Annotated in this window: 8 protein-coding genes and 1 tRNA gene; 5 read left to right on the top strand and 4 right to left on the bottom strand. The window is 57.1% G+C overall.

Features of this window, described 5'->3' with window-relative positions:
- Positions 1–55 precede the first annotated feature (55 nt).
- Together L1065_RS07300 and L1065_RS07295 are read right to left on the bottom strand one after the other, a co-directional pair.
- Positions 56–1,477, bottom strand: coding sequence for a DNA polymerase Y family protein (locus L1065_RS07300; RefSeq protein WP_370641157.1), 1,422 nt, complete (start codon positions 1,475–1,477; stop codon positions 56–58).
- Between the two features lie 13 nt (positions 1,478–1,490).
- Complete coding sequence (locus tag L1065_RS07295) at positions 1,491–2,180, bottom strand: hypothetical protein (RefSeq protein ID WP_237094803.1); 690 nt, start codon at positions 2,178–2,180, stop codon at positions 1,491–1,493.
- A 178-nt stretch (positions 2,181–2,358) separates the two neighbouring features.
- Here L1065_RS07295 and L1065_RS07290 point away from each other — a divergent pair, with 178 nt between their 5' ends.
- Entirely contained in the window at positions 2,359–4,746 is a 2,388-nt protein-coding gene (locus L1065_RS07290; RefSeq protein ID WP_237094802.1) for a heavy metal translocating P-type ATPase, read from the top strand.
- 13 nt (positions 4,747–4,759) lie between these two features.
- Here L1065_RS07290 and L1065_RS07285 read toward each other — a convergent pair.
- Positions 4,760–4,845 (bottom strand) — tRNA-Leu (locus L1065_RS07285).
- Between the two features lie 153 nt (positions 4,846–4,998).
- On the opposite strand from L1065_RS07285, the gene L1065_RS07280 reads away from it, so the two are divergent.
- Positions 4,999–5,979 carry a complex I NDUFA9 subunit family protein gene (locus L1065_RS07280; RefSeq protein WP_237094801.1) on the top strand — a complete coding sequence of 327 codons (981 nt, stop codon included), beginning with the start codon at positions 4,999–5,001 and terminating at the stop codon, positions 5,977–5,979.
- On the opposite strand, the gene L1065_RS07275 is transcribed toward L1065_RS07280, so the two are convergent.
- Entirely contained in the window at positions 5,976–6,779 is an 804-nt protein-coding gene (locus L1065_RS07275; RefSeq protein WP_237095182.1) for an undecaprenyl-diphosphate phosphatase, read from the bottom strand. The two genes, L1065_RS07280 and L1065_RS07275, sit on opposite strands and share 4 nt — an antisense overlap.
- A 215-nt stretch (positions 6,780–6,994) precedes the next feature.
- On the opposite strand from L1065_RS07275, the gene L1065_RS07270 reads away from it, so the two are divergent.
- The 3 genes from L1065_RS07270 (at position 6,995) to gltB (ending at position 13,770) form a co-directional block, all read left to right on the top strand.
- Positions 6,995–8,428 carry an NAD(P)-dependent oxidoreductase gene (locus L1065_RS07270; RefSeq protein ID WP_237094800.1) on the top strand — a complete coding sequence of 478 codons (1,434 nt, stop codon included), beginning with the start codon at positions 6,995–6,997 and terminating at the stop codon, positions 8,426–8,428.
- Between the two features lie 116 nt (positions 8,429–8,544).
- The gene (locus tag L1065_RS07265; protein ID WP_237094799.1) at positions 8,545–9,237 is read left to right on the top strand and encodes a hypothetical protein; all 693 of its coding nucleotides are present in this window, start codon (positions 8,545–8,547) and stop codon (positions 9,235–9,237) included.
- A gap of 3 nt (positions 9,238–9,240) precedes the next feature.
- Positions 9,241–13,770 (top strand): glutamate synthase large subunit, encoded by a 4,530-nt coding sequence (gene gltB, locus L1065_RS07260; protein ID WP_237094798.1) that lies wholly within the window; start codon positions 9,241–9,243, stop codon positions 13,768–13,770.
- Positions 13,771–13,886: the final 116 nt, after the last annotated feature.

Raw genomic sequence — 13,886 nt, 5'->3', positions numbered from 1 at the left:
CAAGACTTTTCGAAAAGTCTTGGTGCGTTTTCTTTCAAGAAAACGTCTCCCTGCCTCATGCGAAAAACCCGTGAATGAACCAACGCGGATCGCCGCCGCGCCCGTCACCGTGCAGCCCTTCGCGGTAAAGCCAGATGCGACGGCCGTCCTGCACTTCAATTCTGAAGTAATCCCTGAGGCGTGCATTCGGGCGGTCGTGCCACCACTCAGGGGCGATGCGCTCTGGTCCTGCATAGCGCGTGATCCGCAATGTTTGCTTGCGCCAGGTGAATTGCACAGGCGGCCCTTCTGGCACGGCATAAAGGACCTTTACCTCTTCCGGCGTGGGCAAAAGGGTAATGGGGCGGGTGTTTCTGATCTTGGCAGACTGCGGCGGTATATCGGCCAAGGCAGCCAGCTGGCCCTGCGCGCGTTCAGGCACGTGGCTTTCAAAGATTTGGGGCCGTGTCACTGCGCGCGGTCCAAGCCGTGCCGTCAGCCTGTCGATCAAACGTGGAAGGGCGAGCGCCTCTTCTGCTGTGCCATCCAGTGTGGTTTGGACCGTATCAATCAGCGTCACGTCTCCCGCTTCCAGCGAAATCAAATCAAACCCGAACCCGGGGTTAATCCGTTCGAGGCGGTCGCCAAACAACTTTTGCAAATGGTCTGCATCACGGTTCGGGGTTGAGGTGCGCACGCTCAGCTGGCTGATTTCGCCATCGGTGCGAAACACGGTCAGGATCAGGCTGCGACACCCATAACCCTGATCGGCCAGCCGTGTGCACATCGCTTGGCATAGATCGGGCAGATAGGGGCTTGGGTCCTGAATCGGCTCAGGCAGGTTTGCTTGCACCTCAAAACGCGGCAAATCAGAGGGGCTGCTCACAGGTTCGGGCAAATGCCCGTTGATTTGATCCAGACGGTGCAGGGGGTTGCCATCAGGTTTGGCGCGCGCAAAACGGCGGGCCAGTGATGTGCGGGGCACCGCAGACAGCGCACCAACCGTTTTCAAGCCCAATCGGCTGAGCAACAGGCATGTTTCACTGTTCAGCCGCAGGCTTTCCACAGGCAATGACGCAAGATCATGGCCAAGCGTTTCGGGCCTGCTGATTTGACGTACGCCCCCGAAGCGGGCAAGCGCCCAAGCCGCCCCCCATGTGTGGGCCAGCGCAAGCTGCGCATCTAGCCCAAGCAGGGCAAGCTTTGCTTCGATATCGCGCAGCATTTCGGTTTCGCCGCCCCAGAGATGATCAGACCCCGTGGTGTCCATGACCAGCCCGTTTTCACCATCAGTGGTTGTCCAAGGACACCAGCGCCGTGCCCAAAGCATCAGTTTTTGCAATGTCACCCGATCGCCCGCGATATCAGCGTATTCAATCTGCAGATTCGGGCAAAGGCTGCGCATGTCGGTGACACGCGCGCCAGGTGCAATACCAGCCAGCCGCGCCGCGCGGTTCACATCATGTATGACAGGTCCGTGCGTGCCTTCTGTGACCAATGCGACAGGGATATCATCTGGCGGCGCGTTGCCTGTGCGCTCCATCACCCGTTGCCATCTGTTGATCGACAGATGCGGCAGACAGATAGACACGATCCGTCGCCCGCTCATGGGTGGCAACCCATTGGGTGGGTTTGCCCCGCCGCGTGCGGAAAAGATCTGCTTGCCAGCGTGCATCGCCGGGGGCGTGGCTGTCGTGTGGATTTGGGGCTGAGGGCAATGAATTCAGCCGCCACCGGTCGCGTGCCGCACTCAGATTTGCGGCAGCAGCGCGGCGCACCAACCAGCATGGCACGCCACTGGCCTCGGCGCGCATCGCCAGACGTTTGGTTGCTGTAAAAGACAAAGCCTTGGGGTCGCCCCAGATTTCGCCGACAACGGCACGCAACGCGGAAGACCGCAGCCCTTCTTCCAAGGCCCATAACGCATCTTGGGCGCGTGAAACGCTGATCTGGATCAGCGTAACATTCGACATCCCGTGTAAATAAGGCACGCCAGATTCCAGCCGCGTCACACGGTCCTGCACCCACAGGATAGGTGCATCCTTTTCGGGAAGTTGTGACAAGACAAATCCCAGGGCACTTGCGTCGGCTGCCGCCCCCGCAAAGACCTCTGACAGGGTGGCGTCCTGCGATAATACCTTCCGTTCGCGGCCGCCGTATGACAGCCGCGTGATGGCAGAGTGCTGTGTTAAACACGTCACCGATAACCCCCAGGTTAGCGAATCTCTTTTTAATGTTCCTATTTTGTTCTAGCGCGTTCATCGGCGTTGAGTCAATTTCGATTAACTCTGATTTTTGTGGTGCGGCTGGTGGCCATCTTGACCTTCTGGGCTGTGATCACCTTATGTCGATTGGGATATATGCAAAGGCTGCCTGCAAATGACTGCTCTGACGTTTGAAATTGATGGACTGAATTGTGCCTCTTGCGTGGGGCGGGCTGAGGCTGCTTTGCAAACCGTAAAAGGCCTTCAAGACATCAACGTTAATCTTGTCACTTCACAAGCGCGGGTTCAGATTACCTCGCCTCAGGATGTAGTGGCCTTACAATCCGCACTCGAAAAAGCGGGCAAGCCTGCGCGCGCGCATCGTTATGCCGTTGCGATTGAAGGCATGTCTTGCGCCTCTTGCGTTGGCCGCGTTGAGGCCGCTTTGCAAGCTGTGCCAGAGGTGATCGATGCACAGGTCAATCTGGCAATGGGGCAGGCACAGATCGCAAGCCTTGCATCGGACCCAAAGACAGTTTTGGATGCCTTGGACAGTATCGGATACACTGCAAGCGTTACCAGCGATACGACCCAAGCTGCCCATGATGACGAAGCGCAAACAGCCAAGCGTGCCGCGATTATTTCCGCTTTGCTGACGGCGCCCGTTTTTATTCTAGAGATGGGGGGGCACGTGTTTCCCGCGTTTCACCATTTCATTCATCAAACCATCGGTATGCAAACCAGTTGGATGATCCAGTGCATTTTGACCACGATCGTATTGGTGTGGCCGGGGCGCATATTTTATCAAAAAGGGGTGCCGTCCCTCATGCGTTTCGCCCCCGATATGAATGCGCTTGTCGTGCTTGGTGCCAGTGCCGCTTACCTTTATTCACTTGTGGCGCTTTTCATACCCGAGGTTCTGCCAACCGCCAGCCGTGTTGTCTATTTTGAGGCGGCGGCCGTTATCGTCACACTCATCCTCGTGGGGCGGTTTTTGGAAGCGCGCGCAAAGGGGCAAACAGGCGCTGCCATTCGTGCACTTGTGGGCCTGCGGCCTGACACAGCATGGGTTGAACGCGACGGAGACGTCATTGAATGCCCTCTGGACGAGGTGGTGTTGGGTGATGTGGTGCAACTGCGCCCCGGTGCCCGTGTGGCTGTCGACGGGCGCGTTGAAAGCGGCGAAAGCTGGCTTGATGAAAGTATGCTGACCGGAGAGCCGTTGCCCGTCTTCAAACATGAAGGCGCCAAGGTCACCGCAGGCACAATCAACGGAACAGGTGCGTTACGCTATCGCGCAACGGCCATCGGCCAGGATACTGTTCTGGCCCGGATCATTACCATGGTCAGCGAAGCCCAAGGTGCGCGTTTGCCTATTCAGGATTTGGTCAATCGCGTGACGGCATGGTTTGTCCCTGCTGTTCTGGTCGTCGCAAGCCTCACGGTTGCGGCATGGTTGATCTGGGGGCCAAGTCCGTCGCTGTCCTATGCGCTTGTGGCAGGGGTATCCGTTTTGATCATCGCATGCCCTTGCGCCATGGGTCTGGCCACACCAACTTCGGTCATGGTCGGCACGGGGCGGGCAGCGCAGAAGGGGGTTTTGTTCCGCAAGGGGGATGCGCTTCAGGCCCTGCAGGGGGTGAACATCGTTGCCTTCGACAAAACGGGTACCCTTACGGAAGGGACACCCAAAGTTACGGATGTTGTCGCTTTGGACACTGTTCCGACTGATGAAGTAGTTGCTTTCGCCGCAGCACTGGAAGGGCAATCCGAACATCCCATCGCGCGTGCCATCGTGGAAAAGGCCAAGGGACAAAAGCTGCCGTCCGTTACGCAGTTTCAATCCATCACAGGTATGGGCATTGAAGGCTATATCGGCCAGGATCGGTTGCTTGTGGGCAATGCCCGCTTAATGCGTGACAAGGGCGTCGACCTCAAAAACGCGCCTGCGCCAAGCGTGCATACGGTCGTCTTGGTGGCGCAAAATGACAGGCTGATCGGCGCAATCACCGTTGCTGACCCAATCCGCGAAAGCGCGCGACAGATGATCAAAGGTCTTAAAGACCAAGGGCTTCAAACGGCATTGATCTCGGGCGATGCGATTGGCGTTGCGCAGGCAGTTGGTGCCGAGTTGGGCATTGATCATGTGGTGGCCGATGTGATGCCCGACGGAAAGGTTGCTGGACTCAAAGATCTGGCTGCAGGTCGTAAAATTGCTTTTGTTGGCGACGGTATTAACGATGCGCCAGCTTTGGCCAGCGCGGATGTGGGCATTGCAATTGGCAGCGGGACAGATGTGGCTATTGAAGCCGCCGATGTGGTGTTGATGTCCCATGACCTAAGCGCTGTGCAAAATGCATTTGCCATTAGCCATGCGACTTTGCGCAACATTCGCCAGAACCTGATCTGGGCTTTCGGATACAACACCTTGTTGATCCCCGTGGCGGCTGGCGTGTTATTCCCGTTTATCGGTGTTCTGCTGTCACCTGCACTAGCCGCAGGGGCAATGGCGCTTTCAAGCGTTTTCGTTGTAACGAATGCGTTGCGCCTGAAGCGCGCCTGACATTTTGGGGATTTGGTGCCCAGGAGAGGACTCGAACCTCCACGTCCATACGGACACTAGCACCTGAAGCTAGCGCGTCTACCATTCCGCCACCTGGGCAGGTGTCGATGGATGGGCATTTAGAAGGACTCCCGCAGCCTGTCAACAGGGGTTTGGCAGCACTACGCATAAATGCGTGACGAAATGCACCTTGTCTGTATGACCCCACCCCGCTACATCCCCATGTAGCCAAGGGAACTTAGGGGTATTCACATGTCAAAGCTCGTCACCATCTATGGCGGTTCTGGGTTTGTTGGGCGCTATATCGCGCGTCGTATGGCCAAGGAAGGCTGGCGCGTCCGAGTCGCGGTGCGCCGCCCCAATGAGGCGATTTTTGTGAAACCTTACGGTGTGGTCGGGCAGGTCGAACCTGTTTTGTGCAACATTCGTGATGATGCGTCCGTTGCGTCGGTGATGCATGGCGCGGATGCTGTCATCAACTGTGTCGGTATTTTGGCCGAAGCGGGCAAAAACAAGTTTGATGCTGTGCAGCACGAAGGTGCAGAACGGGTCGCACGTATCGCAGCAGAGCAAGGTGTTGGGCAGCTGGTCCATATCTCTGCGATTGGTGCGGACGACAGCTCTAAAAGTGACTATGCGCACAGCAAGGCGTTGGGCGAACAAGGTGTCCTTGAGCATTTTGGGACAGCCACGATCCTGCGTCCATCCATTGTGTTTGGGCCAGAGGACCAATTCTTTAACCGTTTTGCCGCGATGTCGCGGCTTGGGCCCATCTTGCCTGTCGTTGGTGCAGACACCAAGTTCCAACCGGTATATGTGGACGATGTCGCCCAAGCAGCGGTCTTGGCGGCAACAGGTCAAGCCAAAGCCGGCGTCTATGAACTGGGTGGGCCAGATGTCAGCGCGTTCCGTGCACTGATGCAGCAGATGCTGCAGGTCATTCGCCGGCGTAAGCTTATTTTGAACATCCCGTTTGGAATGGCGATGGTCATGGGCTTTGGTTTCGATGTGCTGAACAAGATTTCGCTTGGTCTGATCCCTGCGCAGATCACACGCGATCAGGTGCGCAATTTGCGCAATGATAATGTGGTCGGAGCCGATATGATGGGCTTTGATACGTTGGGCATTACACCGACAGCGCTTGAATCAGTTCTGCCCGAATACTTGTGGCGCTTCCGTCCGTCCGGTCAGTATGACGCGATCAAAGAAAGCGCAAAGAACCTGAAGGCCTAGGCATAAGCGTAGACCAGAAGGATCGTGCCAAGCGCTAAACGGTAAATCACGTAAGGTGTAAAGCTAACCGTTTTGAGCAGTCGCATCATCAGCACAAGCGCAAGTAACGCCGCGATACAAGAGAACGCGGCGGCAATCGCACCATCACGCGCCAGCGCAAGATTTGCGTGGCCCGCGACCTCTGCGCCCAAAAGCGTGCCGCTTGCGATGATTGTGGGGATAGACATTAGCATAGCGAGCTTTGCGCCATCTTCGCGGGTGTAGCCCAACATACGGGCGCCGCTGATTGTTGCGCCAGACCGCGACGTGCCTGGCACAAGCGCAAGCGCCTGCCAAAGGCCAAGGATGATTGCGTCCTTCACGCTCCAGTCAGCATCGGTTTTCACTGAAGCGCCACGTTGATCTGTTATGTAAAGCACGACCCCGAAGATGATCATTGTCCATCCGACAAGGGCCACGCCACGCATCATCAAATCAAGCTCAGTGGCATGGAGCACAGCGCCAATCACGATAACGGGAATGGTGGCGATCAACAAAAGAAAGGCCAGTCGCGCGCCTTGGGTGTCGATCTTGCCCACAAGCAACCGTGGGATTCCGCCAAGTGCCAGTTTCACATCGCGCCAGAAATACAAGACAACGGCGACAAGAGTCCCAACATGGACCGCAACATCGATCGTCTGGCCCTGATCCTGCATCCCTGTCAGAGCAGGCAAAAGAATCAGATGACCGCTTGACGAAACGGGCAAAAACTCTGTCACGCCTTGAATGACGGCGACAAGAAAGAGATGGAACAGAGACATGCGACCCCAAGCGATGTTTTTCGCGCGGACCATAACTTATTGGATTCACAAGGTAACGTCCTAATTTATGGCCGATACGGACCTTTAATACTCAATATGTTGCGCCTGCTGTGCGCGGCCCCAATGAACTTTCTGCAAATAGGTCAGTATTTCTGCCTTTTCTTCGACTTCAGCTTGGCATAGACGGGGCGGGTGGGATGAATGGAGTGGTTCCTATGGCCAAGCAGAAGATGTTGAAGTTTACGCAAGTTGAGCGGGACATGCCTGAGAAGCGTCCGCCCAATCTACGCAAAGAAGATTTCAAAGAGATTTATGCAGAGTACGCTGAGGCCAAGGCAGAAGAGCAGGCCAGCCGCTGCAGCCAATGCGGTGTGCCCTATTGCCAATCGCACTGCCCGCTGCACAACAACATCCCCGACTGGCTGCGCCTGACCGCAGAGGGCCGCTTGCAAGAGGCCTATGAGGTCAGCCAAGCCACCAACCAGTTCCCCGAAATCTGTGGCCGCATCTGCCCGCAGGACCGCCTGTGCGAAGGCAACTGCGTGATCGAGCAATCGGGCCACGGCACTGTCACCATCGGATCGGTCGAAAAATACATCACGGATACCGCGTGGGAAGAAGGTTGGGTCAAGCCAATTAAACCTGCCCATGAACGCACTGAGAGCGTAGGCATCATCGGGGCGGGCCCCGGTGGTCTGGCCGCGGCTGATGTGCTGCGCCGCCAAGGTGTGCAAGTGACCATCTATGACCGCTATGACCGCGCAGGCGGCCTGCTGACTTATGGCATCCCCGGCTTCAAGCTGGAGAAGGACGTGGTCATGCGCCGCAACCAACAGCTGGCCGAAGGTGGCGTTGAGTTTGTGCTGAATTGCAAGGTCGGCGAGGACATCAGCTTTGACGCCATTCGCGGCAAGCATGATGCGGTTCTGATCGCCACAGGCGTCTATAAAACAAGGGATTTGCAGGCCCCCGGCGTGGGTGCCGATGGCATTGTGGATGCGATTGACTTTCTGACGGCCAGCAACCGCAAAAGCTTTGGCGATGACGTCGAAGAATTTGACGATGGCACGCTGAATGCCGCTGGAAAGAAGGTGGTTGTCATCGGTGGCGGTGACACCGCAATGGACTGTGTGCGCACGTCTATTCGTCAGGGTGCCGAGAGCGTCAAATGCCTGTATCGCCGCGACCGCGCCAATATGCCCGGATCGCAACGTGAGGTTCAGAACGCCGAAGAAGAAGGCGTTGAATTTGTCTGGCTGAGCGCGCCAAAAGGGTTCAAGGGCGACAAGGTTGAAGGTGTGATGGTCAGCAAGATGCGTCTGGGCGCACCTGATGCTTCGGGCCGTCAGATGCCCGAAGAGATTGAAGGCGCGGATTACGTGGAAGACGCGGATCTGGTCATCAAGGCGCTGGGCTTTAGCCCCGAGGATCTGCCGAAGCTGTGGGATACAGACGGTTTGGAAGTGACCCGTTGGGGCACCATCAAAGCCGATTTCCAGACAGGTGCGACCAGTCTTGAGGGCGTCTATGCAGCGGGTGATATCGTGCGCGGTGCGTCGCTGGTTGTCTGGGCTATCAAGGACGGGCGTGATGCGGCCGAAGCGATGCTAGAATATTTAAATTCCAGCGCAACAGTGGCGGCGGAGTAACCGAAAATCGATGTATGGCCTAGCGTCTGCTGGGCGTATGGCAATGCGTCAGACACGGGCTGGCATGATTGGTCAGCCCTTCTGACCCGAACGGATGAGTAAGGAAGTTTTAACAGATGATCAGAACAGCCATCATCGGCGCGTTTGTGGCGGGGCTTTTGGCCCCTGCTGGCGCTGTTGCGGGGGATTTCACCCCGCCCGAGGGCTGCGAAGGTCAACTGACGGTGCAGTATCGCGGCTGTCTGATGATGAATTTGTGGACCTGTCAGGGTGAGCCTGAAGGTGACAAATGGATGGCCCTGTTTACGGATTTGGGGCTGCTGCGGTTGCGCAAGGTGGACCACGAATTCCAATGGCTTGAGACCCACTATTCGCAAAGCCCTGTGCCAGAGATCATGCTGACGCCAGCGCCTGATCCTGCCAGTGTGACGGACCTGCTGGCCGACAAAATCGACACCTACGAGTTTTCCAAGCAATACGTGGGCCAAGAGCCACGTCGCTACAAAGGCTTTGACCGCCTGACAGGGGCCACCACGGTTGTGAGCGGTGAAACCCTTTTGAACACTGAATATGCCTATCAGAGTTTTGCGCCTGATGGCACATTGCTGGACGAACGCAGCGGGCGGCAGTTTATCCACCCCGAGTTTCGTATCTTTTTGTTTGGTGAAAGTGCGGGGCCTGACGGGTCTGCGCCCTCAAGCCATATGCCTGCTGAAATCTTGCGTGCGGGGGACCAGGGGTTCTTTGCGGACGCACCGAAATATGACTGCGGGGCGATGTTGTCGTCCCTGCCATTAGAGGAGACTTAATCCATGACCAATTTTGATGCTGCTTGGGCGCGTGCCGAGGAAGAAAAGCGCAAATGGATGGACGAGAACAGTCTCTATTCCACCGAAGAAGAGCATTCTTCGTGTGGGGTTGGTCTGGTTGTGTCTGTTGATGGCACTGCGTCGCGTTCGGTTGTTGAGGCGGGGATTACTGCGCTGAAAGCGATCTGGCACCGCGGTGCTGTGGATGCCGATGGCAAGACCGGCGATGGTGCGGGTATTCACGTGCAAATCCCCGTGGCGTTTTTCTATGACCAGATTGAACGCACAGGCCACAAGCCGCGCAAGGATGAATTGGTTGCCGTGGGTCAGGTGTTTTTGCCGCGCACGGATTTCGGTGCGCAAGAGACATGCCGCACGATTGTTGAAACCGAAGTGCTGCGCATGGGCTACTACATTTATGGCTGGCGCCATGTGCCCGTGGATATTTCATGTCTGGGCGAGAAGGCCAATGCGACCCGCCCCGAGATTGAGCAGATCATTCTGTCGAACACCAAGGGCGTGGATGAAGAAACGTTTGAGCGTGAGCTTTATGTGATCCGCCGCCGTATTGAGAAGGCGGCGGCTGCTGCGGGTGTCAAAGAGCTGTATCTGGCGTCGCTGTCGTGTCGTTCGATCATCTACAAGGGCATGATGCTGGCCGAGCAGGTGGCCGAGTTCTATCCCGATTTGCAGGACGAGCGGTTTGAAAGCGCTTTTGCGATTTATCACCAGCGGTATTCGACGAATACCTTCCCGCAGTGGTGGTTGGCGCAGCCGTTCCGAATGTTGGCCCATAACGGCGAGATTAACACGCTGAAGGGCAACCTGAACTGGATGAAGAGCCACGAGATCCGCATGGCATCGGGTGCGTTTGGCGATATGGCGGACGATATCAAGCCGATTGTGCCGGGTGGATCGAGCGACAGTGCGGCGCTGGACGCGGTGTTTGAGGTGCTGGTGCGCTCGGGGCGCTCGGCGCCGATGGCCAAGACGTTGCTGGTGCCTGAAAGCTGGTCCAAGCAGGCGGTGGAATTGCCGCAGGCGTGGCGCGATATGTATTCCTATTGCAACTCGGTGATGGAGCCATGGGATGGTCCTGCTGCGTTGGCGATGACTGATGGCCGTTGGGTCTGCGCGGGTTTGGACCGCAATGGTCTACGTCCGATGCGCTATGTTGTGACGGGTGAGGGCCTGCTGATCGCGGGATCGGAGGCTGGCATGGTGCCTGTCAATGAAGCGACCGTGATCGAAAAGGGCGCTTTGGGACCGGGGCAGATGATTGCCGTTGATATGAAAAACGGCACGCTGTTCCACGATGAAGAGATGAAAGACAAGCTGTCGCGTGCGCTGCCGTTCAGTGACTGGGTGGGCAAGATCAATGATCTGGAACCCAAGATGCAGGGCGTGACGGAAAAGCCGATGTTTGAGGGCGCAGAACTGCGCCAGCGTCAGATTGCGGCGGGTTACACCGTGGAAGAGCTGGAGCAAATTCTTGCGCCAATGGCGGAGGACGGCAAAGAGGCGCTGGCATCAATGGGCGACGACACCCCCAGCGCGGTGTTGTCGGAAAAATACCGCCCGCTGAGCCATTTCTTCCGCCAGAACTTTAGCCAAGTCACCAACCCGCCCATCGACAGTTTGCGCGAATACCGCGTGATGAGCCTGAAAACACGTTTTGGAAACCTCAAGAACGTGTTGGATGAGGACAGCAGCCAGACCGAAATCCTTGTTCTGGACAGCCCGTTTGTGGGCAATGCCCAGTGGGAGGAGCTGAAAAGCAACTTCAACGCCAAGCTGGTCGAGATTGATTGCACCTTTGGCAAGGGCCAGAACGCGCTGCGCGAAGGGTTGGAGCGTATCCGCGCCGAGGCCGAGGATGCCGTGCGCAGTGGTGCGGGCCATATCGTTTTGACCGACCAGCATGTGAGTGCTGACAAGGTTGCGATGCCGATGATCTTGGCAACAAGTGCCATTCATAGCTGGCTGACTCGCAAAGGTCTGCGCACCTTCTGTTCGATCAATGTGCGGTCGGCTGAGTGCATTGATCCGCATTATTTTGCGGTTCTGATCGGCTGTGGTGCCACAACCGTGAACGCCTATCTGGCCGAGGACAGCCTGAATGACCGCATCCAGAAGGGTCTGCTGGACTGCACCCTGACCGAAGCGATTGCGCGGTATCGCAATGCGATTGACCAAGGTCTGTTGAAGATCATGGCGAAGATGGGGATTTCCGTAATCTCAAGCTATCGCGGTGGTCTGAACTTTGAGGCGGTGGGCCTGTCACGTGCGATGTGTGCGGAATACTTCCCCGGCATGCAGTCGCGTATTTCGGGCATTGGCACCATTGGTATCCAGCGCAAGGCCGAGGCCGTGCATGCGCAGGCCTTTGCCAACGAAGGTGTGTTGCCGATTGGTGGATTTTACAAAGCGCGCCGGTCGGGCGAGACCCATGCGTGGGAAGCCCAGTCGATGCATATGATGCAGTCGGCCTGTAACCGTGCCTCGTATGAGATGTGGAAACAGTATTCCAAGAAGATGCAAAGCAACCCGCCAATCCATTTGCGCGACCTGCTGGAAATCAAGCCGATGGGCAAAGCCATTCCGATTGAGGAAGTGGAAAGCATTACAAGCATCCGTAAGCGGTTTGTCACACCCGGTATGTCGCTTGGCGCGTTGAGCCCCGAGGCACATAAGACGCTGAACGTGGCGATGAACCGTATTGGGGCCAAGTCCGACAGCGGCGAAGGCGGGGAAGACCCTGCGCATTTCGTGCCAGAGCCGAATGGCGATAACCCGTCTGCGAAAATCAAGCAGGTGGCGTCTGGCCGCTTTGGTGTGACAGCCGAATACCTGAACCACTGTGAAGAGCTGGAGATCAAGGTCGCCCAAGGTGCGAAACCCGGTGAAGGCGGGCAGTTGCCCGGCATGAAGGTGACAGACCTGATTGCGCGTCTGCGTCATTCGACCAAAGGTGTGACGCTGATTTCGCCACCGCCGCACCACGATATCTATTCGATCGAGGATCTGGCGCAGCTGATCTATGACCTCAAGCAGATCAATCCGCGCTGTAAGGTGACAGTCAAGCTGGTGGCCAGCAGCGGTGTTGGCACGATTGCCGCGGGTGTGGCCAAGGCCAAGGCCGATGTCATTTTGATTTCGGGTCATAATGGTGGCACAGGTGCGTCGCCTGCGACTTCGATCAAATATGCGGGTCTGCCGTGGGAGATGGGTCTGACCGAAGCGCATCAGGTGTTGTCGATGAACAACCTGCGGGATCGTGTGATCCTGCGCACCGATGGCGGTTTGCGCACGGGCAAGGACATTGTGATGGCCGCGATGCTTGGGGCCGAAGAATACGGCATCGGCACGGCGGCTTTGATCGCGATGGGCTGTATCATGGTGCGTCAGTGTCAGAGCAACACATGCCCTGTCGGTGTCTGCACGCAAGACGAAGCGCTGCGCGACAAGTTCACGGGCAATGCCGATAAGGTTGTGAATCTGATTACCTTTTATGCCACCGAAGTGCGTGAATGGCTGGCCAGCATCGGGGCGCGGTCGATGGATGATATCATCGGTCGGGCCGATCTACTGACGCAGGTCAGCCGTGGCTCGGCGCATCTGGATGATCTGGACTTGAACCCGTTGTTGATTACTGTCGATGGCGCGTCCGAGATTGAATACGACCGCACCAAGCCGCGCAACGCGGTGCCTGATACGCTGGACGCGCAGATCGTGAAGGATGCCGCGCGCTTCCTGAACGACGGCGAGAAGATGCAGTTGCAATATGCGGTGCAGAACACGTTGCGCACCATTGGCACACGGACGTCCAGCCATATCGTCAAGAACTTCGGGATGCGCAATGCGTTGCAGCCTGATCATCTGACGGTGAAGCTGAATGGGTCTGCGGGACAATCGCTTGGGGCTTTTGCAGCCCCTGGTCTGAAGATCGAGGTGTCGGGTGATGCCAATGATTACGTGGGCAAGGGTCTGTCGGGCGGCACGATTGTGGTGCGCCCGCCGATGGCCAGCCCGCTGAAGGCGGACGAGAATACGATCATCGGCAACACGGTGCTTTATGGTGCCACAGATGGCTATCTGTTTGCGGCGGGTCGTGCGGGTGAACGCTTTGCCGTGCGCAACTCGGGCGCGAAGGTCGTGATCGAGGGCTGTGGTGCCTGCGGGTGTGAGTATATGACCGGCGGTGTTGCTGTGATCCTTGGCGATATCGGTGCCAACTTCGGGGCGGGGATGACGGGCGGTATGGCCTATCTTTATGACCCTGAGGGCAAGGCGCCTGCGCTGATGAACATGGAGACGCTTGTGACATGCCCTGTGACGGTGCAGCATTGGGAGGACCAGATGAAAGGTCTGATCGAGCGGCATCTGGCGGAAACGGGCAGCCGCAAGGCCGCTGATATCTTGCAGCATTGGGACCTTGAGAAGGGCAACTTCCTGCAGGTGTGTTCGACAGAGATGCTGGCGCATTTGCCTGCGCCTTTGGGCATCGAAGAGACGGCTGTCCCAGCGGAATAAGCGTTTCCCCATGTGAAACAGTGTCCAATCTGGTGCCCTATTTGGCCCGGGTTGGACACAAAAACACCCTTAATCCTGACAAATTGAGGCAAATCCCTGCCACTTTTGGAGCGCAC

This window comes from Nereida sp. MMG025, from assembly GCF_021654165.1.
Lineage (GTDB): Bacteria > Pseudomonadota > Alphaproteobacteria > Rhodobacterales > Rhodobacteraceae > Nereida.
This window is presented reverse-complemented; position numbering and strand designations above follow the sequence as displayed.